Source organism: Micromonospora sp. NPDC047644 (genome assembly GCF_040704315.1).
GTDB lineage: Bacteria > Actinomycetota > Actinomycetes > Mycobacteriales > Micromonosporaceae > Micromonospora.
In genome coordinates this window covers 173583-196173 of record NZ_JBEYSY010000006.1, presented here as the reverse complement: position 1 = coordinate 196173, position 22591 = coordinate 173583, and the positions used below count along the sequence as shown (strand labels likewise).

The window sequence follows — 22591 nt, the reverse complement described above, 5'->3', positions numbered from 1 at the left end:
CGGAGATCGAGGTGGAGTCGCCGATGGTCCTGGGCCGCAAGGCCGGGGCGCGGCACGGCGGGCCGGCCAACGTCGCCCCCCGGAAACCCGGTCGCGGTTCGCCGCCACGCCGGTCGTCCCCCTACCCAGCCCAGGCGCTACTTAGCGGGCCGGCCCGGGTCATCGGTGGCCGGCCGGACCGACCGCCGTGCTCATCGATTCATCGCTGTTGGGGCTCGCGCAGCCGGGCCACCTGCTGTCGGTACTGGCGCTGACCCACCAGGCGCCACATCACTCGGCCCACCGCGGGCACCTTGGCGAGGAAGTAACGCTGTTCGTCCGGTGTGGCGTCTTCGAGGATCGCGCCCAGCGCGTGCATCACCTTGTTTCGAGGCACGGCCTCCAGGCCGCGGCGACCGACGAGGTTCCACTCGTCCACACTGAGATGTTCCGCGATCAACGGGAGTACCTGCCTCTCTTCCTCGTCGAGGTGTTCGACGAGGACCGCCCGGTGGTCGGCGAGGCTCGCGGCCAGCTCGTCACGAACCTCGGCGGTGGCGTGGCCTTCCCAGCGTGGGAGCAGCGCGTCGAGGGCTTGCAGTGTGGTGTCGAGCTGGCCGTGCTGCTTCTCCATCCGGGTCACCAGCTCACTGTGGAGACTGGCGCGTTCGTGCAGCAAGGGCCAGATCAACTCGTCCTCAAGGTGATGATGGTGGTGCAAACCGCCGACGTACTCCCGAATGGCGGCGGTGACCTGCGTCGCCCGGGCGATGTCACCGGCCCCGGCCGAGGCGACCAGCTTCTGGAGGACGGTGGCTTCCCGGCGGAACACCCGGTGGATGATCACCATCTCGTGGGTGTACGGCCTATCGCTCACGGGCACAGCGGCACTCCTAGTGCAGAGAGGTTGCGAAGAACGCACGCTATCCCAGTGGACTTGACGGCGACTTGACAGCGACTTCCGGCCGTCACTGCGCCGGCCAGAGTCGGTAATGGGCAATCGGCAGCCGGTGACAACCGCCGGGTCGGCTCCAGCGTGGAGGGTGGACGGTGTCAGAACAACCCCCGAAGGCGCCATGGTCACAGGCCCGGGGTTGGGGAGCAGCCGACTGCGCGCCGCGGTCGCCTGCGGCGCGTATCGGTCGCTGCTCGGCGCGCGACAGACGGTCAGCTGGCCTTGGTGGCGAAGGGACCGCCGTCGCCGAACGCGAGCCGCGCGAAGTTCTCGGCGATACGGCGATGTCCGGCCGGGTCGGGGTGCACCTCGTCGGGCAGTGGGAGTTGCGCGTAGTCCGCCTCGCCGTACAGGTCACGTCCGTCGAGGTAGTGCAGGTTCGGGTCATCGGCCGAGCGCTGCTCGACGATCCGGGCGAGTTCGTCACGGATGACGGTGAGGGTCAGCCGCCCAGCGCTGCGTTCGGCCGGATCGCCGGTGGCCTTGAACCGCAGGGTTCCGCCCTCGAAGTCCGGCACGAGAGGACCCGGCGTGTCCTCCTGAACCGGGCACAGGATGGCGGACACGACCAGCAGCGGTGTGGTCGGGTGCCCTTCGCGGACAGTGTCGAGGAAGCCGTGGACCGCCGGGGTGAAGGCGCGCAGACGCATCACGTCGCTGTTGACGATGTTGATGCCGATCTTGACACTGATCAGGTCCGCGGGGATGTCCCGCATCGCTCGGGCGGTGAACGGGTCGAGCAGCGCGCTCCCGCCGAACCCCAGGTTGACCAACTGCACGCCGCCCTCCGCCGCGGCCAGGGCTGGCCAGATCGCGGTGGGATGATCGGCGTTCGAGCCGTGGCTGATGGAACTGCCGTGGTGCAGCCACGTCCTGCTTCCGTTGGGCGGGTTCTGCTCGACGGCCGCGTCGGTGCGCAGCGCGATCAACTCGGTGATCTCGGTGTGCGGAAGCCAGATTTCGACGTCTTTCTCACCCTCCGGCAGATCCGCGAAGCGGGCGGTGCCGGCCGGCCCTTCGGCCAGCACAGAGGTCTGGGTGAACATGTTGGTGACCGTCCGGACGTTGCCGTCGGGCACCGAGGTCTGTGCGGCCAGGCGGCCGTTGATCAGCAGGTCGTAGACGCCGTCGGGTGGGGCCGGGAAGCCTTGGTAGACCCGCTTGGTGGGCAGCGTGTCCAGTTCGATGGTGGTGGCCCGGGTGCGGAAAGCCAGCCGCACCCCGGAGGGCTGGGCCTCAGCCATGGCCAGTTGGTCATCGGGGATCTGCTGGCGCGCCCGGCCGGTCAGCCGATGCGGCAGGAGACCGCGCGCGGTCTCCTCCAGATCGACAGCCCCGCGCACGAGGGCCGCGGTGACCGGTGTGGTGATCCACTGATGTTCGGTGGGCATTGCCTCAAGCCTCTCGATCGAGATCTCGATGTTCGTCGGCGCACCGCGCTGCGAACCGCCGGCGGTGGTGCGGCCGCGGTCGGGTCAGCGAGCGCTGCGGTTGCGTAACACCGCGTCGAGCGAATCCACGATCCATTCCCAGGATTCCAGCGCGGCGGGAGCGCTGTGTTCGAAACCACCGGCCAGCTCCAAGCTGACGTAGCCGTGGAAGACGCTGCCCAGCATCCGGACCGCATGGGTCGCGTCCGGCTCGTCCAACCCGTAACCCCGCAGGATCGCCCGAGCCATCTGCGCGTGCCGGACACCCGCGCTGGCGGCCGCCGTTTCCGGACCGAGCCGGAGCCGGGCGGCAGCGTAGCGGCCGGGGTGCTCCCTGGCGTAGTCGCGGTAGGCGTCAGCGAACGCGGCCAGAGCGTCCCTGCCGGCCCGACCGGCGACGGCATCGGCGACGCGGTCGGCGAGTTCCTCCAGCGCGAACAGCGCGATGCGGATCCTGAGGTCCTGCGAGTTTTTCAGGTGCGAGTACAGGCTCGGGACCCTGACGTCGAACCGCCGAGCGAGCGCCGAGACGGTGACCTGGTCGAAGCCGACCTCGTCGGCCAGTTCCGCCCCCGCTCGGGTCAGACGCTCCGGCGTCAGCCCTGGTCTGTCCACCACACCCCCCCTGTCTGCCTACGGCAACTATGCTCCTGCCTAATACCTGTAGGCAAATCCGACAGTGAAGGTGAAACTGAGGCACTGGTCGCTACCGTCAGCGGTGATACTGGACCAGGCAGAACTCGTGGTCCTCAGGGTCGGCCATAACGACAACCACGCCGTCGTCGTAGTCGTGCCGCTCGCCGGTGAACCGGCCACCGAGTTTGACGGCCAGGGCCATTGCCTCGTCGATCTGGTCGACGGAGATGTCGAGGTGAATCCGCACCTTGCCGGTCCTGGCCTCCGACACCGGCTGGAACACCAGCCGTGGCTGAGGGTCACCGCGTTCACCGAGGTAGACCCAACCCTCCTGCGAGGGACCGGGCTCGCGACCGAGCAGGCCGCTCCAGAACCGGGCTACCCGCTCGGGATCAAGGCAATCAATCGTCACACCGGACCAGACGTTCGCCACCCACCGATCCTGGCGGAACTCCCGTCACTCGACACCTTCCGCCTCCGCGCGCCGTATCGGTCCGTCCGGATGAGCTGACAGAGTTCACGGCATGACCGAGATCCGCGAGTCCCGCACCGACACTGCGCGGGCCGACCTGGACGACCTCACCAACCGGCTCGCCCGTACCCGGTGGTCCGACGACCTGCCCGGCGCACGCGACGACCACGGTGCGCCGAGGGCTCGGGTCCGCGTGCTGGCCGCATGCGGGCAGCACGGGTACGACCGGCGGGCATGGGGGAAACGTTGATGGATCGCCGGGCGCTCAACCGGGCCACGCTCGACCGCCAGCTGCTCCTGCGCCGATCCGACATGAGCGTCCCAGCGGCCCTCGCCCACCTCGTCGGGCTGCAGGCACAGACCCCGCACACCTGGTACGCAGGACTGTGGAGCCGGCTTGCCGACTTCCGGGCGGTCGACGTCGCGGCGCTGCTGGAGAGCCGGGCGGTGGTGAGGATCGCGCTGATGCGGTCCACCATTCACCTGATCGGCGCCGCGGAAGCCGCGCGGATTCGGCCGCTCGTGCAGCCGGTGCTGGACCGGGACCTGTTCGCCAACCACACCCACGGGCGGTGGATGCGCGGGCTCGACACGAGTGCGGTGGCGGCGCACGCGCACGACCTGCTCGCCGAGCGGGCGATGACGCCCGCCGAGACGGGTGCCGCACTGCTGCGGCGGTGGCCGGACAACAACGCGGCGGCGCTCGCGTACGCGGCGCGTAACCTGCTGCCTCTCGTGCAGACGCCACCTCGCGGGGTGTGGGGCCGTAGCGGCCGTACCGTGCACGCGCCGCTCGACGTCTGGGCGAACCCGCCGCTGCACCCGATGACAATCGATGACCTCGTGCTGCGTTACCTGGGCGCGTACGGCCCGGCGACCGTGGCCGACGCGCAGACCTGGAGCGGCCTCACCCACCTCGTCGAGGTGGTCGACCGGCTCCGGCCGCGGCTGCGGGCGTTCCCCGGCGGGTACGTCGACCTGCCCGACGCGCCACGGCCCGACCCGGACACCCCGGCACCGGTGCGGTACCTGTACGACTTCGACAACCTGCTGCTGTCCTATCGTGACCGGACGCGGGTGCTCACCGACGAGTTCCGCGAGCGGGCGGTGACCCGGCACGGTCCGGTTCCCCGAGCGGTACTGGTTGACGGGTTCACCGCGGGAGCGTGGACGGTCGCAGCTGCGGCGCTCACCGTTCGGCTCTTCGTACCGCTGACTGCCGCCGACCGCGACGCGGTGACGGCCGAAGGTGCCGCGCTGCTGGCCTTCCTGCACCCCGACGCCGCGCCCGACGTACGGCTCGTCGAGGAATTCGAATGAGGAGAGGGTGCAGCACACGAACCTTCGTGTCCGCGCCGCCGCGGATCCAGCGTGCCGTGCCGCCGGGCCAGGGGTCAGTCGAGCAGATAGCTGGCGGGGACCGCGTCGGTCAGCCAGACGCCGTTCGCGCTGCGGTGGAAGACGTGCCCGTCGGCGGCCATCGCCGCCGCGTCGACGGTGAGGATCACGACCCGACCGGCCCGCCTGGCGCCCACCCGATAGGCGGTGTCGGTGTCGGCGGAGAGATGGACGTGGTGCCGGCTGCCGCGGTGCAGGCCGGTGGCCCGGATCGACTCCAGTGCGCCGGCGCCGGTGCCGTGATAGAGCCGGTCCGGCGGGATCACCGGGGGCAGCCCGAGGTCCACCGGCACCGAGTGGCCCTGGTTGGCCCGGATCCGCAGCACCCCGTCGGTGCCGCGCTCGACAGCGAACCGCTGCTTGTCGTTGCCGGCGACGACCGCGTCCAGTTCGGCCCGCTCGATCCGTAGGGCGGCGAGCAGAGCGTCGACGGGAGTCCAACCGGCCGGGTCGAGCACCAGACCGGCCCGGTCGGGATCGTGCCGGAGGGCCTTCGACATCCGTTTGCTCACCTTCACCAGGCGCTCGCGATCCACGGTGGCATTGTGCTCGATCCCCGGCGGTCGCATCGAGAGGTTTTCCGACGACACCGAAAACGGGATCTCCTCCGCTGGGCCACCGCAGGATCGTTGCCGGCGACACCGGAACGCCTGATAACCGCTGTCATGGTGACGGCGTAATGGGGCAGGATCATCAGCCGTGACACTGGTCCTGCCGCCACGCCTGACGGCCTCGGCTCGGAGCTTGCGTGACGCCGCTCATCGACGCGGAATAGGCACCGTCCAGCTCGGCTCCTTCGAAGTGCCCGCCGGACTATGTGCTGATCACCTTCATGCGGGTCCGAGCTTCGCCGATGTCGTCGCACCGTTGCTCGGGATCGCGCCCCTGGAAGCGGAACCTGGCTGGCTGACTGGCCTTCCCCGTGAACTTACCCGCCGTGACATCACCCTGGTCGCCATCGGCGAGGCCTACGAACTTCGTCGACCGGCGTTCATCAAGTCGCCCAATGACAAGAACATCCCGGCGATGATCTATACGGATGGCTCCCGTCTGCCCGGCCCGGATGCTGTCGACCGGCAGACTCCGGTGCTCGTCAGCGACATCGTCGACTTCACCGCCGAATACCGGCTACACGTGCTCGACGCTGTTGTCCACGCCGGCAGCCAGTACGCCGCGCGCGGCCGATTGCACCTCGGCCCTCCGTCGAGCGACGCGCTGGCCTTCGGCGCCGATCTCATCGCCGGCTACGGGCACACGTTGCCCTCCGCCATCGTCGTAGACGTGGGACTGGTCGACGGTCACTGGGCCGTGATCGAGGCAAACGCCGCATGGGCCAGCGGCGCCTACGTAGCGAATCCCGACCTGGTCCTCGATGTCGTCCTTCGAGCGGCAAGCCCAACGTCCTCGGTGACCATCCGCGATCAACAGTTCATCCGACGCGGAGCGCCATCATTGGCTCCGTGACCAGCTTCCCTGCGCAGGCGCGCCACGTCCGCGACAGCACGCTCTCGCCGCAGCGCAGGCTCTCCGCATTGCGGGAGTGCGCTCTGCACTGTGCCCCGTACGGATTCCGTGCCACCTGGCACCACCTGGTCGTCGCCGCCCGTATCCCACGCCGTCTCACCGACGACCTCGACGCGCTCGTGCGTGCCGCCGACGAACTGCAGCCACACGCGACGTGATCCCGTCCGGGCCGCGCGTGCCCGACCTGTGGCGTCCATCCGGACGGTCCCGCCGCGCGCTGGCGTGAATTCGCGGCCGAGGAACGCTGGCAACGGATCTGGCGCCGCGAGCTGAACGATCGGCCGTCGCCGCTCGTCTAATGCCGTTGGCTGGGGGGAGAGGGGGATTTGTCGCTCGGGGTTGGCCACCGCGCCGGCTCAGCGGCTACGTCCCCGACTAGGGTTTATGGCGATGTTTCCCCAGGACGGCCGTGATGCGGCCACGAGCAGGCGAAGACGACGCGACGTGCTGTTGGACAGGAGCGTCGAACGTGCGGCGCTCGATCAGCTCCTCGCGGATGGGCGGGTCGGCGTCAGCGGGGCCCTCGTACTTCGTGGTGAGGCGGGAATCGGCAAGACCGCGCTACTGGATTACGCCCTGGCTCAGGCCGGGGACTGCCGGGTCGTCCAGGCCGCCGGGGTGGAGGCCGAAAGTGAACTCGCGTTTGCCGGCCTGCACCAGATCTGCGCGCCGGTCCTGGACCGCCTTGCGCAGCTGCCGGCTCAGCAGGGCCGTGCGCTGAGCACCGCGTTCGGCCTAAGCGTTGGCGAGGCGCCGGACCTCTTCATGGTTGGTCTGGGCGTGCTCGGCCTGCTTGCCGGCTTCGCCGACGGACAGCCGGTCGTCTGCATCGTTGACGACGCCCAGTGGCTGGACCAGGCTTCGGCCCAGGTCCTCGGGTTCGTGGCCAGGCGGCTGAGAACCGAGTCGCTGATCATGATCTTCGCGGTACGCGCAGACCTCGACAGCGACGACATGCCGGAGCTGAAGGGCCTGCCGGTCATGACCGTCACCGGCCTGACCGACGAGCATTCGCGGGCGTTGCTCGCGTCCACGTTTCTCGGGCCTGTCGACGAGAGGGTGCTCGACCGCATCATCGCCGAGTGCCACGGCAATCCCCTGGCGCTCACCGAACTGCCGCGTGGCTTCACCGCTGCTGAACTCGGCGGCGGCTTCGGAATTGTCAGCCACGACGCTCTGCCTCGCCGCATCGAGGAGAGCTTCCGGCGGCAGATTGCCGCGCTCCCTCCGGACGTCAGGACGTTGCTCCTGGTCGCCGCGGTCGAGCCCGTCGGGGATCCCGTGCTGGTATGGGGCGCTCTCACTCGTATGGGCGTTCCCGTCGAGAATCATCTCGCCGCTTCGTGGCTCGCCGCGGAATTCGTGGATTTCGGCTTCGGGGTGCGGTTTCGGCATCCCCTGTTGCGCTCGGCGGTCTACCGGGCAGCCAGCGAAACGCAGAGGCGGAAGGCACATGCCGCGCTCGCCGACACGATGGAGCCCGGCACGGATCCGGACCGGCGAGCCTGGCACCGGGCGCAGGCAGCCGCAGGCCCCGACGAAAGCGTGGCGACCGAGTTGCAGGCGTCCGCCGCTCGGGCCCAGACCCGTGGCGGGTTCGCGGCGGCCGGAGTGTTCCTGGAACGAGCCGCGGAGCTGACTCCGGATCCGGCCCGGCGGGCTTCGCGGCTGTTGGCGGCGGCGCAGGCCCGACACCTGGGCGGTGCTCCGGACGTCGCGCTGCGCCTGCTCGCCTTGGCCGAGGCCGATCATTCGTCCGAGCTTGACCGGGCACGCGCGGATCTCCTGCGGGCCGACATCGCCTTCACGGTCGACCGAGGTCGCGAAACGGCCGACCTCTTCCTGAAGGCGGCTTCGCGGCTCGAGCCGCTGGACGTCGGTCTCGCCCGGAGCACGTATCTCGACGCACTGCGCGCGGCCTGGTACGCGTCAGACTCCGGCAGCAGCGGCACCCTGGGCGATGTGGCCCGGGCGGCCGCTGCTGCGCCGGTCGCCACAGCGCCGGTGCGGCCCTCGGACCTTCTCCTGGACGGTCTGGCAGTGCGGTACACCGCGGGCTTCGCTGCTGCTGTGCCGAAGATGAAGGAGGCGCTGAAGGCGTTCCAGAACCCGGATCTGGCGAGCGAGGAGGGCCTTCGGTGGATGTGGTTCGCCAGCTCCATCGCTACGGACCTCTGCCAGGACGACGCGGCGGACGCGCTCACCGGCAGCTACGTGCGGCTGGCGCGCGAGAGCGGGGCGTTGGCCGACCTGCCCCTGGCGCTGACGACACGCATCCTCATGCACCTGTTCGCAGGCGACCTGTCCGAGGCATCCGTACTGATCATGGAACTCGACGATGTGGCGGATGGAACCGGGATTCCGGTGCCGAGCTACATGGCGCTGTTGCTCGCCGCGTGGCAGGGCGACGAGGCGCGGACCCTCGACTTGGCCGCTGTCAGCACCGCCGACGCCAGCCGCCGCGGTGAAGGGCTGGCCCCGGCCATCGTCGGCTGGGCCCAGGCGTTGCTCTACAACGGCGCGGGCCGGTTCGGTGAGGCGCTGACCGCAGCTCAGCTGACGATCCAGTCGAGCCTGGAACCCGGGGTGTTGACCGGTGCGCCGCTCGTCGAGCTGATCATCGCCGCCGCTCGGAGCGGACAGCCCGAACTCGGGGCTGACGCGTTGGAGCGGCTGTCGATCTCGACGCAGGCGTGCGGCACCGACTGGGCACTCGGTGTGGAGGCGTGCTGCCGCGCCATGCTGACCAACAGCGCGAGGGCGGAGGAGCTGTACGTCGAGGCGATCGAGCGGCTCAACCGTACGATGATTCGGCCGCTGACGGCACGCGCCCACCTCTACTACGGTGAATGGTTGTGCGAGCTCGGTCGACGCGATGATGGCCGGGACCAGCTTCGGACGGCCTACGACATGTTCGCCGGGATGGGCATGGAGGCGTTCGCCGCCTCAGCCGCTCATCGGCTTGGAATGAACGTCCGTCAACGGCCGAGCAACGACGCCGGCCCGCTGACGCCACAGGAGACCCACATCGTCAAGCTGGCCCGGGAAGGGCTCTCGAACGCGGAGATCGGAACCCGTCTGTTCATCAGTCCACGAACGGTCGAGTGGCATCTGAGTAAGATCTTCGCCAAGTTGGGCATTACCTCACGGCGTCAATTGCGTCGCTGACCCCGGGACACTGGCGGTGCGGGGAAGCTGCGGCGCACCTGGTCGCGATCGGCAACAGCCTGCCGTCTCGGGTCGCTCACCACGAAGCACACTGGAGTCGCATGTCGCAGAGTCGTCTCGTCGCGACCAACGGTATCAATATCAGGATTTCGGAGGCGGGCGACGGGCCTCTCGTCCTCCTGCTGCACGGCTTTCCGGAGTCGGCTCACTCGTGGCGGCACCAGATTCGCCCGTTGGTGGAGGCTGGCTACCGAGTGGTCGCTCCCGAGCAACGAGGCTATGGCGACAGCTCGCATCCGACAGCGGTCGACGCTTATTCGATCATGCATCTGGTTGCCGACATCACCGGCCTCATGCGGGAGCTGGAGGCCCAGGATGCCGTGCTGGTCGGCCACGACTGGGGCGCCACTGTCGCGTGGAACATCGCCCTTATGCGTCCTGACCTCATCCGGGGGGTCGTGGGGCTCAGTGTTCCCCCGTATCTGCGGGGAGAGGCTGGACAGCTGAGCACCATGCGCGCGATGCACCGCGGGCGGTTCTACATCAACTACATCGAGGAGCCTGGCGTCGCGGACGAAGAGTTCGGCCGAGACCCGATGACGAGCCTGCGTCGTACCTTCTATGGCGTGAGCGGGGACAACCCGGCGAACCGCGCGCCCCGGGACATGCTGGTCCCCGTCGGTGGCGGGCTGCTGGAGGCGATCGACCCGGAGCACAGCGCGGCGCTGCCGGGCTGGCTGACCGAGGAGGACCTGCGGGTTTATGCCGCCCAGTTCGAGGACGGCTTCACCGGAGCATTCAACTGGTATCGCAACCTCGACCGCAACTGGGAACTCACCGCTGCCTTCGACGGGATCCGTCTGCCGATGCCCGCGCTGTTCGTCTCGGGCGATCTGGACCCGGTACTGGCGTTCCGTGGTCTCGAAGACTATGTGCGGACCCTTCCCCGTCGGCATGACCACTTCGCGGAGCCGATTTTCCTGCCGGGGTGCGGACACTGGATTCAGCAGGAACGCCCGCAGGAGGTCAACCGTTTGCTGCTCCAGTTTCTTGCGGCTCTCTGACAGACCATCCGGACACTGACCGGTCCGGCCGCGGAACGGCCGGACCGGCAATGGCGTCCTCGATCGGGACCGGTTCGTCCGGCCGGTCAGTCGGCTCGCATCCTCAGCGCCGCACTGCTGTGCCCGCACGAGCTGTTAGGATGTCCGCGACCTGGTCCGGCGCTGACAGCATCGGTGAGTGGCCCGTCCCAATCCGCACGACGTCGCTCGTCTGCGACGCGTACTGCTCCTGCAGGGGGACCGGGAACTGCTTGTCCTCAGTGCAGATCACGTAGGTCGAGGGGACCCTGCGCCAGGCCGCCCGCGTCGTCGGCTGCACACACGACAGCAGGCTCTGGTCGACGAGTTGGTCGATGGCCACCTTCGCGTCGACGTCCGAGAGGTCCGAGTAGAACGTCTCCCGCGGATTTCCGTACGCCTCGCGCGGCGCGAGGCCGCTGGGGTCGTCGGGAACCGGAATGCCGAAGGCCGTCGCGGCGGAAACCCCTTCGGCCGGCATGAACGCGGCGACGTAGATCAGACGGACGAGGTTCGGGTGGTCATCGCCGAGCTGGGTGATGGTCAGACCTGCGTGGGAGTGACCGACCACCACGACCGGGCCTTCGATCTCCCGCAGCCTCGCGGCCAGCGCGTCGGCGTCCTCGTACAGGCCTGCCGTGGGCTGTTTGCCCGCGCTGGGCATGCTGATCGCCTCGGACGTCCATCCCTGGGCGTCGAGAATGCCCTGTACGGGCAGCCAGGCGGACGCGGTGTGGTAGCCGCCGTGCACCAGCAGGAAGGACGGGGGAGGAGCGGAGTCAAGCAAGGTGGAACTCCTTCTATGGGACATGCGACCGCCTAGGAGCGGTGCTGATCGGCCAGCCGGAGAGCGGCCAGCAGGGCAAGGAAGCCCATTCCGTAGATGGCGGAGAGGGCCGAGCTTTCGTAGACGTCCGTGGTGCGCCACAGGTGTCCGGTGGCATCCATGACGTGTGCTGGCACACCGTCGTGGCCGCCGGTCAGCCAGGTGACGACGTAGTCGCCGGCCACCACCACGTACGCGACGATCGGTAACGGGAGGTAGCCACCGCGGGTCCGTCCGAGACTGTCGGCCTCGGGTCCCCACCGGCGCAGGTACAGCGCGAAGAGCTGGTAGAAGACGTAGACGGTCAGGCTCCAGCCCAGGAAGTTCGTGAGCGGCACGCCGAAGTACCCACCGCCGTCCTCCCACTCCCAGCGACCCCGCAGGGTCGACGACGACGGATCCAGGGCCAGATCCCAGGCCACCATCGCGAAGGAGGCGACGAGAGGTGTGCCGATGACTGCGACGACAGGGCTGCCCCGGTGCACCGGGCGGAACAGGATGCTGGCGATGGACCAGGCCAGGTAACCGACGGCGACGTAGGCCGGCCCGATCAGCACGGGCACCTCGATCAGCTTGGCGCCCAGCTCGTCGGTGTAGTGATAGTGGCCGAACGGCACGCCGGTCAGCACGCCGATGTCCTCGATGACGTTGCTGACCACCAGCGCCAGCAGGAGGAAGACCAGAATCCCCCGCCATCGGTAGGCCACGGCGCCGTGCGACAGGGCGAACGTCAGCTCCATCAGCAGGCTCACCACGGTCACCACCGAGCCTGCCAGAGGCAAGGGGATCAGGTTCGCGATCGCGTCCACGCCGACGGCGAACCACATCACGACGAGGACTGCCCGGGTGGGGCGCCGCCGTTCGCGCCGACCCCCGGCCTCGATCTGTTGTATTTGAGCACTCACAACCAACAGGTACGAACCGACGCGGGCGAAGTTCTCCCGGTGTGAGAGATCACAGAGGTGGGCTCGTCTGACGAGGTTCAGGTCGCCGTGCGCGCCGGACGTGGTGGCGTTTCACGCCGCGGCGGGTGCGTGCTCCGCTCGATCAGCGCAGCAGGCAGATGACAACGCGCAGCCCGTCGGCTTCGGGCTGCGCGTCGTGTTCGCCGATGTCAACTGGTGATGGCGCCCATGATGGCGGCATTCGTCCCGCCGTTCTCCGCCCGGTCCGCAGCCTTACGAGCCTCTTGCGGGGTAGCTCCTCGTGCGGATGCCCGCAGGTACGCCTCCTGGCGCCGCTGCTGGATCTGCTTGTTTCGCCGGTCCTTGAGCCTGCTCCATATGGTCATGACAAGATCCTTTCCAGATCGGGGCGGCGACAAACCGCGAGGTCCCGTCGTGTAGCGGGCTGAGGCGGCAGGCGACGCGCAACGTGTCGGTAGGCGCAGGCCGATCGACACCTGACGGGAGCCCCGGGGTTGGTCCGGGGTCAATACGGACTCGCTCGAGGCGGCCGACTGCGACAGTGGCCGAAGCTGACCCGACTGTGCGATCCCGAAAGGCGAGAAGGATGCAAAATTCCGAGTTCGAGGGCTCCGCGGGCAGGACCTACGACGTGATCGTCATCGGCGGTGGTCCCGTCGGACAGAGCGTCGCCGCTCGCGCCACGGCAGCTGGCCTGACCGTGGCGCTGGTCGAGAGGGAACTCGTCGGCGGTGAGTGTTCCTACTGGGCGTGCATTCCGAGCAAGGCGATGCTTCGCCCGGTCGTGGCGGTGGACGAGGCTCGCCGGCTCGACGGTGCACGGCAGGCCGTCACGGGGCCCGTCGACGCTGCCGGCGTGTTCCGCCGCCGGGACCTCGCCGTCACCGGGTGGGACGACTCCGGGCAGGCGCGGTGGGTCAAGGACATCGGCGCCGACCTGTTTCGCGGCCACGGCCGTGTCGACGGTCCACGTCGTGTCGCCGTCGTGACCCCGGAGGAGCAGATCGTCGGTCTGACGGCCCGACACGCGGTAGTGGTCTGTACCGGCAGCCGCGCGGCGATCCCGGACATGCCGGGTATCGCCGAGGCGTTGGTCTGGACGAACCGGACCGCCACCGACACATCGGCCGTTCCCGCCCGCTTGGCCGTCATCGGTGGCGGCGCGGTCGGTGTGGAGATGGCCACCGCCTGGCAGGGGCTGGGGTCCGCGGTGACGCTGCTGGCGCGAGAGTCGCGTCTCCTACCGCGGCTCGAATCCTTCGCCGGCGAGATGGTCGGCGCGGGTCTGCGGAAGGCGGGGGTCGACGTCCGACAGGGTGCGACCGTGATGTCGATGCGCCGGCCGTCACCCACCGGTCCCGTGACGCTGGTGCTCGACGATGACACCGAGGTGGAAGCGGACGAGGTGCTCGTTGCCGTCGGACGCGTCCCGCTCACCGGCGACATAGGTCTTGAGACGGTGGGACTCAGGCCGGGGTCCTGGCTCGACGTGGACGACACCTGCCGGGTTCACGGCGTCGAGGGCGGCTGGCTGTACGCGATCGGTGACGTCAACCACCGCGCACTGTTGACCCACCAGGGCAAGTACCAGGCCCGCGTCGTCGGCAACGCCATCGCGTCCGTTGCCGCAGGTCGGGCCCTGGACGCCTCAGCCTGGGGTCCGCACGCGGCTACGGCTGACGTGCACGCCCTACCGCAGGTCATCTTCACCGATCCCGAGGTCGCGGCGGTGGGGCTCGCCGCTGAGCAGGCGCGCCGCAATGGTCATGACGTGCGGGTCGTCGACGTCGACATGGCGGCAACCGTCGCTGGCGCTCGTCTGTTCGCGGACGACTACGAGGGCCGTGCCCGCATGGTCGTCGACAGCGCAACCGAGCACATCCTCGGGGTGACCTTCGTGGGGCTCGGAGTCGCCGAACTGCTTCACTCGGCCACGGTGGCCGTGGCCGGGCAGGTGCCCATCAGCCGGTTGTGGCATGCCGTGCCGTCGTTTCCGACGGTCAGTGAGGTGTGGCTGCGGCTGCTGGAGGCGTACCGGGACGGAAAAGACGGTTGAGCAGCATCACTGCCCTGCGGGAATCCGCCCGCAGGGCAGGTGACAACCGGCTTGCGGATGCCGTTGGCCGGCCCGCCCCGATATCGACGCTGCTACAGCTTCGCGCGGGACCTGATGCCGAGTTTGGCGAAGGCCTTATACAGGTGATATTCCACCGTACGGGTGCTGATGGCCAACTGGGCGGCGATCTCGGCATTGCTCGATCCGGCCCGAGCCAACGATGCGACCTGGGTCTCCTGCGGGGTCAGCTGCCGTCGAGCCCCGCCGGTCTGCTGACGCGTGTTCTCCCCGGTCGCGAGCAGTTCCCGGCGGGCCCGCTCGACGAAGACGTCGGCGCCGACCTCGCCGAAATGCCCGCTCGCCGAGCGCAGCTGAGCCCGCGCTTCGACGCGGCGGTTACGCCGACGCAACCACTCGCCGTAGAGCAGTTCGGCCCGTGCCAGCCGCTCGAGCAGGCCGGTGCGACCGAGCCGCTCGATGGCCTCCCGGTAGGACGCCTCCGCGTCCCGTTCCTCGGCGAGTAGCGCCTCGGCGGTTGCCTGGACGCCCATCGCCCAGTCGCTCCCCGCCGCTGTGGTGCGCCGCGAGAGCCGGGCCGCGGCTTCTGCGGCCGAACTCTCGTCACCCGAGCGGACCGCCGCTTCGACCAGCTCGATCAGCGCCCCGCCGGTGAAGCCGGGATGCTCCGACCGTAGCGCCGTGCGAGCCGCCCCGACGGCCAGGTCGTACCGCCCTGCCGCGTTGTGCAGCGCCGCAGCCGCGAGCACCTCGGCGGTCCCGCTGTCGTGACCGCGAGCCCGCAGGGGAATCAGCGAGAGCCGGTTGTCGGGTCCTGGGCCTCGTCCGGTCGCGAGGTGACGCTGAGCCAGGTCCCGCCACGCCTGGCTGTCCCACACGTCCGCGGCGAGCAGACCCGCGAGGCCGAGCCACCGTGCCTCCCGACGGTCGAGAGAGGGCTCCCGGAAAGCCGAGATTGCGGCCCGCAGCGGGGCAACCGAGCGGGCGTAGCCGTCGAGTGCCCGCGTGGCCAGCCCGAACAGAAGCTCATCGGCCGGTCCGCAGCCGCTTTCGCGCACGGCGGCTCGGGCCTCGGTCGCCGTGACGAGCAGCAGCGCGCGATCCGTGGGCCCGCTGGCGAGCATCGCTGCGAGGAGGGCATCGAGGTACGCCTCCCGTGCGTCGGCCGGGTCGAGTGGCCACAGTCGTCGGGCGGCCTCCAGCAGGTGGCGTGCGGGCTCCTCGCCGGAGCACACGACGGTCTGGATCCGAGCTCGGTGCCAGTTGCGCCGAGCGGCGCTGACGGTGTCCTGCGACTCCGGCGTCACGCTGGCCAGGAGCCGCTGGGCACCGGCGACGTCGCCGTGGTCGTACATCGCCGCCGACGCCGCGAGCGCGCGGTCGGCGCGTACGGCCGGCTCGCTGGTGAGCAGGGCGGCCCTCTCGAGGAATGCGGCACGGGCCGCTGTGCCACCGCGCGTCTGCGCCAGGTCGGCGTGGGTCGCGAGATCATCGGCGAGAGCGTCGTCGTGGGCGGCGGCCGCCAGGCCGAGGTGCCACAGTCGCCGCGTCGGATCGCCGGTCGTGTTCTCGGCGAGCGTGCGGTGGATCAGTCGCCGTTCACCGGGCCCGGCCGAGTGGTAGCTGACCGATCTCAGCTCTGGACAGGTGAAGGTGACATGATCGCCGACCTCGACCAGATGGGCCGCGACGAGGATTTCCGGGTCGGCGCCCAGCGCGGCGGTCACCCGCTCGAAGAGTGCGACGTCACCGGTCGGGTCGGCCGCCGCGGCGAGCAGCAGCCGCCGCGACACCGGGGTGAGCTGACCGATACGGCTCGGACAGTCGCCCGCGTGCGAGCACGAACGGGCGCGACGTGGGCCGGGGATCGCGAATCCACCGCGGAGCTCGCTGCGATCGATCGGCCGCACGTGGATCGCCGGGAACTGCCCGAATGGGGCGAGCCGCGGCGTACGCACGCCGGCGATCACGATCATCAGGGCTCGCTGGGTTGCGTGGGCGGCGACGAAGGCCAGAACCTCGGCGGTGGCCTCATCCAGCCAGTGGGCATCGTCGACGGCGGCGCAGACGGGCTGCGCCTGGGCGATGCCGCTGAGCAACTCGAGCACAGCGGGCGCGACCACCCCAACGCACGGCCTGGGCTCGTCGATCAGGCCGAATGCGGCCTTCAGTGTCGCGAGATGAGCGCTCGGAAGGAACGCGCAACCCTCAAGCAGCTCACCACAGAGCAGATGCAGCGCTGCGAAGGGGATCTCCTGCTCGGCAGCGACCGGCCGAATCCGGAGTACGCGGAGATCGGCAGCCTGGTCGATCAGCTGGTCCAAGGCTGCCGAGCTGCGGTGTCCGACGATGCGCACCCCACCGCCGCAACCGGCGGCCGTACGCCGCCTCAGCTCTTCGAGCCGGAACTCGTCAGGCCCGTGGAGCGGCGGTCGAGGGCTTGCCGGCAGACCCTCGGCGTCTGGGTCAACGTCCATCGGGCAATCCTGCGCGCCGTCGGCCGCATCGCGCCACGGGTCCGCCACCGGTCGTACCCCCGGACGTGGCAACCTTCCCCGGGGGATGCCCGCGAACAGGACAATATGCCTGAAAGGTGCGGCCGGCCTCGCTGCTGACTGACGTGTCGCCCGGCACCCCCGGGTCGAGACCGGGGGTCGACCCGGGGCTGATTCGGAGGCGAAGCCCTTTCTCGCCGAGCCAAGCTCACAGCCGTACAGGTCGAAGACCGTCCTGACGGTCCACCGCAGTGAAGAGGAGGAGTCGTGCCGAACGTTCACCACCGGTATGCCTCAGTGGCAGGGCGTCAACTGTTCTACCGGGAGGCCGGCCCGACCGACGCGCCGACCGTGGTCCTCCTGCACGGGTTCCCGACGTCGTCGTTCATGTTCCGCAACCTCATCCCGGCGCTGGCCGATCGCTATCACGTCATCGCGCCCGACCACCTCGGGTTCGGGTTGTCGGACGCTCCGACAGCCGACGAGTTCGGCTACACCTTCGACGCGTTGACCGACCTCACCGCCGACCTGCTCAAGCAGCTCGGCATCGCGCGGTACGCCATCTACGTCCAGGACTACGGGGCGCCCGTCGGATTCCGGCTGGCCCTGCGCGACCCTGGGGCGATCACGGCGATCATCACGCAGAACGGCAACGGGTACGAGGAGGGCTTCGTCGACAGCTTCTGGCAGACGGTGTGGAACTACCAGAAGGAGCAGACCCCGGAGACCGAGTCCGCCATCCGTGCGGCGCTCACCCTGGACGTGACCCGCTGGCAGTACCTCACCGGCACGCCCGACGAGACCCTGGTCAGCCCGGACACCTGGCACCACGACTACGCCCTGTTGAGCCGCCCCGGCAACGACGACATCCAGCTCGCCCTGTTCCGCGACTACGCCACCAACCCGCCGCTCTACCCCCGCCTGCACGAGTACCTGCGCAGCAGTGGCGTACCGGTGCTGGCGGTGTGGGGCCGTGGTGACGAGATCTTCGGCCCGGACGGTGCGCGGGCCTTCGCCACCGACGCCACCGACGCCGAGATCCACCTGCTCGACGGCGGGCATTTCCTGCTCGAAAGCGCCGGCGACGAGGTTGCCACGATCATCCGCGACTTCCTCGGCCGCCGGCTGTCCGTGGCCATGCCCGACAGTGGGAAGGCGACCACGCGGTCCAGGAGTTCCTGATGACCAGTCCTGCTCCGCGCCCCGATGACGTGGACACGTTGCGGCAGATCTTCGAGGAACGCTCCGGCGTCCTGCTCCGGTACCTCAAACGAATCAACATCTACCGGCCGCAGATCGTCGAAGACCTCCTGCAGGAAACGATGCTGAAGGTCTGGCGGCACATCGGCGACGTCCCCGTCGACGAGGACCACATCCAGCCATGGCTCTTCACGATCGCTCGCAACGTGTCGGCGGACGAGGCGCGCAAGCGCGTACGGCGGCCCCAGGAGTTCCCGGGCGAACGCGAACTACAGAACTACTCCTCGCCAGCGGACCCGATGGACTTCGTGGTGGCCCGCGAGTCCATGCTGGACGCGTTCCGCAAGCTGAGCCCCGAGCGCCGCAGAGCGTTCGAGGAGGTCTACCTCCAGAGCCGCAGCGCAGGCGACGCCGCCGACCTCCTCAGCGTGCCGATCGGGACGGTCAAGTCGCGAGCCTTCCACGCGATGAGCTCCCTGAGATCAGCGGTTCTCTCCGCCTGACGATGCCGGCACGCCGAGCCCGGGGCTGGCCGGTGGACCTGCGGAAGCGGACGGCAAGGCTCTCACCCGACCGGACCGGTCACGAGGAAAGCGAAGCGGCAGGTGCGACAAGCGATCAAGTCCGACTCGATGACGTCGATGGTGATGACGCCCCTCGGGACGACGGCGCGCCGCAGGTTTCCCCGTACCCGATCCGCCGATGCCACGCTCCTCGTCGCCGCCGTCGCCGTCGCTCTCGTCTGGGCGAACCTGCCCTCGCTCGACTACGACGGCTTCTGGTCCTGGATCTTGACCGTCCAGCTCGGCCCCTGGGCGGCGCACCTCGACCTACGCACCTGGGTCAACAGCGGGTTGATGACGGTGTTCTTCCTCGTCGTCGGTCTCGAAGCGCGCCAGGAGTTCGACCTGGGCGATCTGCGCGAGCGGCGACGCCTGGCCCTCCCGGTGCTCGCCGGCGCCGCGGGGATGGTGATTCCGGTCAGCATCTATCTGATCGTCAACCACGGGGGAGCCGGCGCCGCGGGCTGGGGAATCGCGATGTCCACCGACACGGCGCTCGCGCTGGGAGCTTTCTCGCTGATCGCGGCACACGCGCCGGAGCGAATCCGAACCTTCGTCCTGACCGTGTTCGTCGTCGACGACCTGGTTGCCCTGATCGTGATCGCCCTCGCCTACAGCGAGCACATCGCGGTGCCGGGCATGGTGGTGGCCGTGGTGGCCTACGCCGGCCTGCTGGCAGGCCGGCGCCTGCCGCACCGGCTCCGAGGCTGGAGCTTCGCGCTGGGTACCGTCCTGACCTGGGCTGGGCTGCTCTCGGCCGGCGTCGACCCGGTGGTCGCCGGGCTGGCGGCAGGGCTGGCCACGACGGCGTACACGCCCAGCCGCACCGAGCTTCAGGAGGCAACCAGGCTGGTCCGGCTGTTCCGGGAGCAGCCGTCGGCGAAGCTGGCGGCCGTGGCCACCCGGGGCCTGACTGGTGCGCTGTCGGCCAACTCCCGGATGCGCCATACCCTGCACGCCGCGACCAGCTACGGGATCGTCCCGCTGTTCGCGCTGGCCAACGCGGGCATCGTCATCGACGGTGACTCGCTGCGCCAGGCCCTCCGATCGCCGATCACGATCGGCGTCGTCCTCGCCTACGTCGTGGGCAAGCCGGCTGCCGTCGTCGTCACCTCCTGGCTGGCGGAACGCCTCAGCGGAGGCTCGCTGCGCCCACCCGTCGGTTGGGGCGCGGTCCTGGAGAGCGGCACGATCGCCGGGATCGGCTTCACGGTATCGCTGTTGATCGCCAACCTGGCCTTCACCGGTGATGCGCTCGACCAGGCGAAGACCGGGATCCTTGCGGCGGCGGCCGGTGCGGCTCTGTTGAGCTTCGCCGTCTACCGCGTCATCGAGACCCTTCCGGCGGGAGTACGGGCGCGGGCGCTGCTCGGCACGGCGGGGCGGCTCGTCGACCTGGCCGAGCCGGTGGACGACAACCGTGACCACATCCAAGGCCCTTCCACCGCCGTCGTCACCGTCGTCGAGTACGGCGACTTCGAATGCCCGTGGACCGCGATGGTCGGGCCCACCGCCCAGGAGTTGCTCGTCGCGAACACCGACGTGCGGTACGTGTGGCGGCACCTGCCGCTGCCGGACGTCCATCCGTACGCGCAGACAGCGGCCGAAGCAGCCGAGGCCGCCGGGGACCAGGACGCCTTCTGGCCAATGCACACCCTGCTGCTCGACCGCCAGGACCGGCTCGCCCCCGAGAACCTGATCGGGTACGCCGAGCAGCTCGGCCTCGACCTCGACCAGTTCCGCGACGACCTGGCCCGCCACCGGCACGAGGCCCGGGTTCAGCGCGACATCGATTCGGCCGACCGCAGCGGTGTGGCCGGCACTCCCACGTTCTTCGTCAACGGCCGACGTCACGACGGACCTCAGGACCTCACCACTCTCAATCGCGTCATCGAGGAGGCGCGGGCCCAGGCCACCGTCGTGCACCGCTGATCAACTCCGCCTGGCGGCCCTCGACGGCGTCCGCCTGAATCCCGAGAAGGAACCGAGTCATGAACACCGACCTGCACAACCGAACAGTCCTGGTCATTGGCCGGGCCGGCGGCATTGCCGGCGCGATCGTCACCGCCGTACGCGCCTGCGGCGCCACAGTGGTGGTCGCCTCCCGCAACCGTGGTGCCCTGGCGGACGCGTACGGCGAGGAGCTGACCGTCGAATCCGTCGACGTCACGGATGAGGCGAGCGTGGCGGCGCTCGCTCAACGGATGGGTCGTGTCGACCATGTCGTGTCGACAGCATCGGCCCGGGCTCGCGGACGTCTGGGCGACCTGCAACCGGCCGCCGTGCTGCAGTCCCTGTCGACCAAGGTGCTCGGCCCGATCCTGCTGGCCAAACACCTCGGGCCGCGGATGCCGCAGGACGGCAGCTTCGTCTTCTTCTCCGGCGCGACGGCCCGCAAGCCGGTGCCGGGCATGCTGGCGGTCGCAGCCACCAACGGCGGCGTCGACGCGGTCACCCGGGCCCTGGCCGTGGAACTCGCACCGCTGCGGGTGAACGCGGTCTCGCCGGGCACCATCGACAGCGGTGCCTACGACGCGCTCGGCGAGGAGCAGAAGGCCGAGCTCTTCGCGAGTCGGGCGGCCCGCAACCCGGTCGGTCGCGTGGGCGAGCCGGACGATGTCGCCCGCGCGGTCCTCCATGCCCTCACGAGCACCTTCACGACCGGCACCACGCTGGCCGTCGACGGTGGCGAGACGTTGGTCTGACGACGGTGCCCCAGTAGCCCCACGTTCGTTTCGGTTCAAGGTCAGGGGAGTGGCGATGGAACAAGGACGTGGCACCGATCTGCCGACAGGCGCGGCCGCCGACGGACGGCACGGGACGAGTCCCGCACCCCTGTCGATTCTCGATCTGGTCATCAGGGGCACCGGGAGCCAGCCGGCCGAAGCGCTCCAACTGACCACGACCCTGGCGCAGGCCGCCGAGCGTTGGGGTTATCGGCGCTTCTGGGTCGCCGAGCACCACAGCTTCCCCGCCTCCAGCAGCCCGGCCCCTGCCGTCCTCCTTGCCCATCTGGGTGCCGCGACCCGCTTCATCAGGTTGGGGTCGGGAGGGGTCATGCTCACCAACCACGCGCCACTGATCGTGGCCGAGCAGTTCGGCGTCCTGAACGCTCTCCACCCCGGCCGTATCGACCTGGGTGTCGGCCGAAGTCCCGGCGGTCTGCCGTCGGTCATGCGGGCGCTGCGTCGCAGCGGCGAGGGCTCGGACGGCAGCGCTTTCGGCGACGACGTGGAGGAGCTTCTAGGCTTCCTTCGGAACAACTTCCCGGAAAACCATCCCTACCGGCGCGACAACGTGCACGTGGTGCCGGCGGCGCCCAGCCTTCCCGTCTGGACACTTGGCTCGGGAACCACGGGTGCGGAGGTGGCCGCACGCCTCGGCCTGCCATTCGCCGCTGCCTTCCACATCAATCCCGTGCAGTCCCTGCGGGCCGTCGACGAGTACCGGAGAACGTTCCGGCCGTCCGCTGCCCTGGCCACACCACACGTGATGGTCTCCGTGAACGTCACCTGCGCCCCGACCGCGCCCGAAGCGGAACGTCTGGCCCGGCCGGGTGCGCTGATGATGATGCTTGCGCGGCAGGGGAGGCAGACCGCCCTGCCCAGCCCGGACGAGGCGGAGAGCCGCCCGTACGCGCCGGAGGAGAAGGACTTCGTCGACAGCTGGCTGGGCAACGTCATCCACGGAACGCCCGACACGGTGCGCGCAGGTCTGACAGAACTGCAGAGGCGAACCCAGGCCAACGAACTGATGCTCACCTCGTTGATCTACGACCCCGCCGACCGGGTACGTTCCTTCAGCCTCGTCGCCGAGGAGTTCGGACTTGCCCCAGCTCCTTCCTGACCCCGGCCGGCGGCGAC

At 69.5% G+C, this 22591-nt stretch carries 22 protein-coding genes; 13 read left to right on the top strand and 9 right to left on the bottom strand.

The features are described from left to right. Positions 1–199: 199 nt before the first annotated feature. From AB0877_RS12045 to AB0877_RS12030, 4 genes are all read right to left on the bottom strand, one after another. A complete protein-coding gene (locus tag AB0877_RS12045) occupies positions 200–862 on the bottom strand; it encodes a hemerythrin domain-containing protein (RefSeq protein WP_366608593.1) in 663 nt (220 codons plus the stop codon). A gap of 284 nt (positions 863–1146) precedes the next feature. After that, complete coding sequence (locus tag AB0877_RS12040) at positions 1147–2325, bottom strand: GDSL-type esterase/lipase family protein (protein WP_366608592.1); 1179 nt, start codon at positions 2323–2325, stop codon at positions 1147–1149. Between the two features lie 84 nt (positions 2326–2409). Then, on the bottom strand, positions 2410–2979 hold the full coding sequence (locus AB0877_RS12035) for a WHG domain-containing protein (protein WP_366608591.1): 570 nt from the start codon (positions 2977–2979) through the stop codon (positions 2410–2412). A gap of 97 nt (positions 2980–3076) precedes the next feature. Then, on the bottom strand, positions 3077–3433 hold the full coding sequence (locus tag AB0877_RS12030) for a VOC family protein (protein ID WP_366608590.1): 357 nt from the start codon (positions 3431–3433) through the stop codon (positions 3077–3079). A gap of 91 nt (positions 3434–3524) precedes the next feature. Here AB0877_RS12030 and AB0877_RS12025 point away from each other — a divergent pair, with 91 nt between their 5' ends. After that, entirely contained in the window at positions 3525–3722 is a 198-nt protein-coding gene (locus tag AB0877_RS12025; protein WP_366608589.1) for an epoxide hydrolase N-terminal domain-containing protein, read from the top strand. Continuing rightward, complete coding sequence (locus tag AB0877_RS12020) at positions 3722–4792, top strand: winged helix DNA-binding domain-containing protein (RefSeq protein ID WP_366608588.1); 1071 nt, start codon at positions 3722–3724, stop codon at positions 4790–4792. The genes AB0877_RS12025 and AB0877_RS12020 overlap by 1 nt, the downstream gene beginning before the upstream one ends. 74 nt (positions 4793–4866) lie before the next feature. On the opposite strand, the gene AB0877_RS12015 is transcribed toward AB0877_RS12020, so the two are convergent. Continuing rightward, the gene (locus AB0877_RS12015; protein ID WP_366608587.1) at positions 4867–5406 is read right to left on the bottom strand and encodes an RNA 2'-phosphotransferase; all 540 of its coding nucleotides are present in this window, start codon (positions 5404–5406) and stop codon (positions 4867–4869) included. 163 nt (positions 5407–5569) lie between these two features. Between AB0877_RS12015 and AB0877_RS12010 the strand changes: the two genes are divergently transcribed. From AB0877_RS12010 to AB0877_RS11995, 4 genes are all read left to right on the top strand, one after another. Further along, on the top strand, positions 5570–6334 hold the full coding sequence (locus AB0877_RS12010) for an ATP-grasp domain-containing protein (protein WP_366608586.1): 765 nt from the start codon (positions 5570–5572) through the stop codon (positions 6332–6334). After that, a complete protein-coding gene (locus AB0877_RS12005; RefSeq protein WP_366608585.1) occupies positions 6331–6552 on the top strand; it encodes a hypothetical protein in 222 nt (73 codons plus the stop codon). Before AB0877_RS12010 ends, AB0877_RS12005 begins: the two co-directional genes overlap by 4 nt. A 232-nt stretch (positions 6553–6784) precedes the next feature. After that, entirely contained in the window at positions 6785–9562 is a 2778-nt protein-coding gene (locus tag AB0877_RS12000; RefSeq protein ID WP_366608584.1) for a LuxR C-terminal-related transcriptional regulator, read from the top strand. A 101-nt stretch (positions 9563–9663) separates the two neighbouring features. Beyond that, entirely contained in the window at positions 9664–10626 is a 963-nt protein-coding gene (locus tag AB0877_RS11995; protein WP_366608583.1) for an alpha/beta hydrolase, read from the top strand. A gap of 103 nt (positions 10627–10729) precedes the next feature. Here the strand turns inward: AB0877_RS11995 and AB0877_RS11990 are convergent, their stop codons facing one another. The 3 genes from AB0877_RS11990 to AB0877_RS11980 form a co-directional block, all read right to left on the bottom strand. Then, positions 10730–11455 (bottom strand): alpha/beta hydrolase, encoded by a 726-nt coding sequence (locus AB0877_RS11990; protein WP_366608582.1) that lies wholly within the window; start codon positions 11453–11455, stop codon positions 10730–10732. 8 nt (positions 11456–11463) lie between these two features. Then, entirely contained in the window at positions 11464–12231 is a 768-nt protein-coding gene (locus AB0877_RS11985; RefSeq protein ID WP_366608581.1) for a carotenoid biosynthesis protein, read from the bottom strand. A 353-nt stretch (positions 12232–12584) separates the two neighbouring features. Then, positions 12585–12761: a hypothetical protein gene (locus AB0877_RS11980; protein WP_366608580.1), complete on the bottom strand. Its 177-nt coding sequence runs from the start codon at positions 12759–12761 to the stop codon at positions 12585–12587. A 221-nt stretch (positions 12762–12982) separates the two neighbouring features. On the opposite strand from AB0877_RS11980, the gene AB0877_RS11975 reads away from it, so the two are divergent. Then, positions 12983–14452 (top strand): NAD(P)/FAD-dependent oxidoreductase, encoded by a 1470-nt coding sequence (locus AB0877_RS11975; RefSeq protein ID WP_366608579.1) that lies wholly within the window; start codon positions 12983–12985, stop codon positions 14450–14452. 92 nt (positions 14453–14544) lie between these two features. On the opposite strand, the gene AB0877_RS11970 is transcribed toward AB0877_RS11975, so the two are convergent. Continuing rightward, a complete protein-coding gene (locus AB0877_RS11970; protein ID WP_366608578.1) occupies positions 14545–16197 on the bottom strand; it encodes a helix-turn-helix transcriptional regulator in 1653 nt (550 codons plus the stop codon). Here AB0877_RS11970 and AB0877_RS11965 point away from each other — a divergent pair. The 6 genes from AB0877_RS11965 to AB0877_RS11940 all read left to right on the top strand — a co-directional run bounded on the left by AB0877_RS11965 (position 16129) and on the right by AB0877_RS11940 (position 22574). Further along, a complete protein-coding gene (locus AB0877_RS11965) occupies positions 16129–17085 on the top strand; it encodes a hypothetical protein (protein ID WP_366608577.1) in 957 nt (318 codons plus the stop codon). The two genes, AB0877_RS11970 and AB0877_RS11965, sit on opposite strands and share 69 nt — an antisense overlap. A 147-nt stretch (positions 17086–17232) precedes the next feature. Continuing rightward, the gene (locus AB0877_RS11960; RefSeq protein WP_366608576.1) at positions 17233–18147 is read left to right on the top strand and encodes an alpha/beta hydrolase; all 915 of its coding nucleotides are present in this window, start codon (positions 17233–17235) and stop codon (positions 18145–18147) included. After that, positions 18147–18668 (top strand): sigma-70 family RNA polymerase sigma factor, encoded by a 522-nt coding sequence (locus AB0877_RS11955; protein ID WP_366608575.1) that lies wholly within the window; start codon positions 18147–18149, stop codon positions 18666–18668. The genes AB0877_RS11960 and AB0877_RS11955 overlap by 1 nt, the downstream gene beginning before the upstream one ends. A 102-nt stretch (positions 18669–18770) precedes the next feature. Further along, the gene (locus tag AB0877_RS11950; RefSeq protein ID WP_366608574.1) at positions 18771–20660 is read left to right on the top strand and encodes a Na+/H+ antiporter NhaA; all 1890 of its coding nucleotides are present in this window, start codon (positions 18771–18773) and stop codon (positions 20658–20660) included. 59 nt (positions 20661–20719) lie between these two features. After that, complete coding sequence (locus AB0877_RS11945; protein ID WP_366608573.1) at positions 20720–21433, top strand: SDR family oxidoreductase; 714 nt, start codon at positions 20720–20722, stop codon at positions 21431–21433. A gap of 55 nt (positions 21434–21488) precedes the next feature. After that, positions 21489–22574, top strand: coding sequence for an LLM class flavin-dependent oxidoreductase (locus tag AB0877_RS11940; protein WP_366608572.1), 1086 nt, complete (start codon positions 21489–21491; stop codon positions 22572–22574). Positions 22575–22591: the final 17 nt, after the last annotated feature.